A 3,459-nucleotide genomic window follows, 5' to 3' on the forward strand; every position below is an offset into this window, starting at 1 on the left:
ATGGCGTGACCGAGGTGCGGGCCGGGGTGTTCGTGTTCTTCGATCTGGTGATGAACGGCATCGGCGTCTGCGAGACTTCGGACATCGCGCTGTCGGTGCTGTGCACGGTCATCGGCGATCAGCGCGAGAAGGGCTGGCTGATCACCGACGCGGGCTGGATGGCGATGTCGCGCGATCGCGGAACCGCGAAGCAGCCGGTCGACCAGGGCTATGGCCTGGTCTGCGATCTCGACGGCCGGCCGCTGGCCGATCTCGTGATGGTGGACGCGAATCAGGAGCACGGCATCGTCAGCCATCGCACCGATGCGGCCGCGACGCCGATGCTGCCGGTCGGCACGCTGCTGCGCATCCTCCCGAACCACGCCTGCGCGACGGCGGCGCAGCACGGCGCCTACACGGTGGTGGCCGGCAGCGCCGATGTCGAGGCGCAGTGGCCGCGCTTCGGCGGATGGTGAGCGCGATGGCGGGCACGAATCCGAAGGGGAAGCCGAACGCTACCCCGAGCGCTACCCCGAGCGCTACCCCGAGCGCTACCCCGAGTGCGACCCGGAGTGCGGCTCCCAGCGCGACTTCGAGCGCGACTCCGAATGCGGCCCCGAGCGCGGCGCCGAACGCCGCCGCGATCGCCGGCCAGCCTGTCGCCTATCCCGACGTTCCCGCACTGGCGACGCCACGCGGCCACTATTCGCACGTCGCCACGGGCCTGGGCCTCGTCTTCGTGTCGGGCCAGCTGCCGCTGAACGCGCAGGGCGAGCCGCGCGCCGATCTGCCGCTGGCGGAACAGGCCGCGCTGGCGCTGCGCAATGCCGAGGCCGCGCTGGCCGCGGCGGGGTGCGGATGGAAGGACGTGCTCAAGGTCACCGTCTACCTGGCCGGCGTCGAACATTGGCCGGCCTTCGACGCGGTCTACCGCGAGGTGCTGGGCGACGCGCGGCCGGCGCGCGCGGTGGTGCCGGTGCCGGCGCTGCACTACGGCGTGCTGGCCGAGGTCGAGGCGGTGGCGCAGCATCCCGCGGCGGTACAGGAAAGGCTGTCGCCGCCGCTGGTCCTGCGCTGAACGCGACAGGTGCCCGTCAGCACCCGATCGCCATGCCGTCGCTGCGCGGATCGTGCGCGCCGACGATGGTGCCGTCGGCCTCGATGCGCATCGCACCGGGGTGGCCGGCGAGCGGGCTCTGCGCCGGAATCGGGCTGAGTTCGTGGCCGCGCGCGGCGAGCTCCGCCATCACCGCATCGCCGGCATCGGCCTCGAGCTTGAGCGTGTCGCGCGTGTCGGAGAACGTGCGGCCCAGCAGGAAGCGCGGGCGCGCCAGCGCCACCAGCGGGTCCATGCCGTAGTCGATCATCCGTGTCAGCACCGCCGCCAGCGTCTGCGGCTGGCCGTCCGCGCCCTGTGTGCCGTACAGCAGGCGCGGGCGGCCGTCCCGCAGATAGAGGCCGGGATTGAGCGTGTGGAAGGGGCGTTTGCCAGGCCGCAGCACGTTGTGGTGGCCGGGATCGACGGAGAACGCCGCGCCGCGGTTGTGCCACAGGATGCCGGTGTCGCCGGCCACCACGCCGCTGCCCCAGTCGAAGTAGACGGTCTGCAGCACGCTGGCACAGCGGCCCCGGCTGTCGACAGCGCCGAGATAGACGGTATCGCCGGTACGGAAGCGGTGCGGCCACGGCAGCGCACGGTCGGGCCGGATCGCCGCGGCCAGCCTGTCGAGATGCGCGGGGGACAGCATCGCCTCCGCCGGCACGTCGACGAACTCCGGGTCGGCTACATGGCGGTCGCGCTCGATGAATGCCTGCTTCACCGCCTCGACCAGCAGATGGTAGTAGTCGGCGCTGCCTTCGGCGACCGCGGCGATGTCGAAGCGGTCCAGTATTCCCATGATCTGCAGCGTGGTCACGCCTTGCGTTGGCGGGCGCAGGCTCACCAGCTCCCCGCCGCGATACGGCACCGTCAAAGGCGCCTCGTCGCGGGCGCGCGTGGCGGCCAGATTCGCGGCCGTCAGCGGCGACCCGGCCTCGCGCAGCCCCCTGACGATACGCGTCGCCAGTTCGCCCTCGTAGAAGTCCCGGGCGCCGTGCTCGGCGATCCGGCGCAGGCTGCGCGCCAGCTCCGGCTGGCGGAAGCGTTCGCCGACCTCGGGAATGCGGCCGTCGGGCAGGAACACGCGCGCGAAGCCCGGCCAGTCGCACCACTGTCCGGCACGGAAGTCCTGCCAGAAGCGCTGCGATGGCGTGACGGGGAATCCATCGGCGGCATGCCCGATCGCGCGCTGGAACAGCGCATCCCACGGCGTGGTGCCGCCCCACTTGTCGCGGCTGATCCGATAGGCGCGATCCCAGGTATCGACCGTGGCCGCGGTGGTCAGCGCGGCGGCGGCTCCCCGCGTGGGAATCCCGCTGGCGAAGGCGGGCGGGGTGGCTGCGGCCTGCCCGATGCCGGACAGCGTGCGCACCTCGCCGGCATCGTCGGCAATGACCCAGAACGCATCGCCCCCCAGCCCCGTGAAGTGGGGATAGGTGACCGACAGCGCCGCGCCGATCGCGATCGCCGCTTCGATCGCGTTGCCGCCGGCGCGCAGCACTTCGAGTCCGGCCTCGCTGGCCAGCGCATGCGGGCTGGTGACCATGCCGGTGCGGGAGCGTGCCGGACCCGCGGCAGGATGGCGGGCGGCTTCCATCAGGCCTGCACCGCTTGCGGGGCGGCGTGGGCCATCCCGGTGGCGCGGCTGGCGTCGTCGCCGCCATTGCGCCCATTACCACCATTGCCGCCACTACCGCTATCGCCCTCATCACCGCCATCACCGCCATCACCGCCGAGATAGGCCTGCACCAGCGCCGCATCGCGCGCCAGCACGTCGGCGCGGCCGCTGGCGACGACGCGGCCTTCCTCCAGCACATAGGCGCGATCGGCCAGCGCGAGCGCGAGTGCTGCCATCTGGTCGACCAGCAGGATCGTGATCGAGGCCTCGCGCAGCCGGTCCAGCGAAGCGAACAGCTCGTCGATGACCTTGGGCGCCAGCCCAAGCGACGGTTCGTCGAGCAGCAGCATGCGCGGCTGCGACATCAGCCCACGGGCGATGGCGAGCATCTGCTGCTCGCCGCCGGACAACAGGCCGGCGCGCTGGTGCTGGCGTTCGCGCAGGCGCGGGAATCGCGCAAACATCGTCTCGATGCGGCGCTGCATCTCGCCGCGGCGCAGGCGCCCGGACGGAAACGCGCCGAGCTTCAGGTTGTCGAGCACGGAGAGTTCCGCGAAGACCTGCCGCCCCTCGGGCACCAGCACCATGCCCATCGCCGCGATGCGAGCCGCATCGATGCCGCCCAGATCCACGCCGTCGAACGCGATGCCGCCTTGCACAGGGCGGTGCAGGCCGGACAACGCCCGCATCAGCGTGGACTTGCCGGCGCCGTTGGCGCCGAGCAGCGCCACCATCTCGCCCTCGCGCACCTGCAGCGCCACGT

General features: G+C 72.0%; 4 protein-coding genes. 2 read left to right on the forward strand and 2 right to left on the reverse strand.

Annotation, left to right across the window (positions count from 1 at the left end; translation table 11 throughout):
• Together AC6EI8_RS25420 and AC6EI8_RS25425 are read left to right on the forward strand one after the other, a co-directional pair.
• The coding region (locus AC6EI8_RS25420; protein WP_498383249.1) for a type III PLP-dependent enzyme domain-containing protein at window positions 1-455 on the forward strand (455 nt) is incomplete at its 5' end.
• A gap of 167 nt (window positions 456-622) precedes the next feature.
• Window positions 623-1,057 (forward strand): RidA family protein, encoded by a 435-nt coding sequence (locus AC6EI8_RS25425; RefSeq protein WP_498383254.1) that lies wholly within the window; start codon window positions 623-625, stop codon window positions 1,055-1,057.
• 16 nt (window positions 1,058-1,073) lie between these two features.
• Here AC6EI8_RS25425 and AC6EI8_RS25430 read toward each other — a convergent pair whose 3' ends face one another.
• Together AC6EI8_RS25430 and AC6EI8_RS25435 are read right to left on the reverse strand one after the other, a co-directional pair.
• Window positions 1,074-2,675: a gamma-glutamyltransferase family protein gene (locus tag AC6EI8_RS25430; protein ID WP_498383251.1), complete on the reverse strand. Its 1,602-nt coding sequence runs from the start codon at window positions 2,673-2,675 to the stop codon at window positions 1,074-1,076.
• The coding region (locus tag AC6EI8_RS25435) for an ABC transporter ATP-binding protein (protein ID WP_498383253.1) at window positions 2,675-3,459 on the reverse strand (785 nt) is incomplete at its 5' end. The genes AC6EI8_RS25430 and AC6EI8_RS25435, both read right to left, overlap by 1 nt.

Source organism: Cupriavidus sp. R6-3 (genome assembly GCF_059772245.1).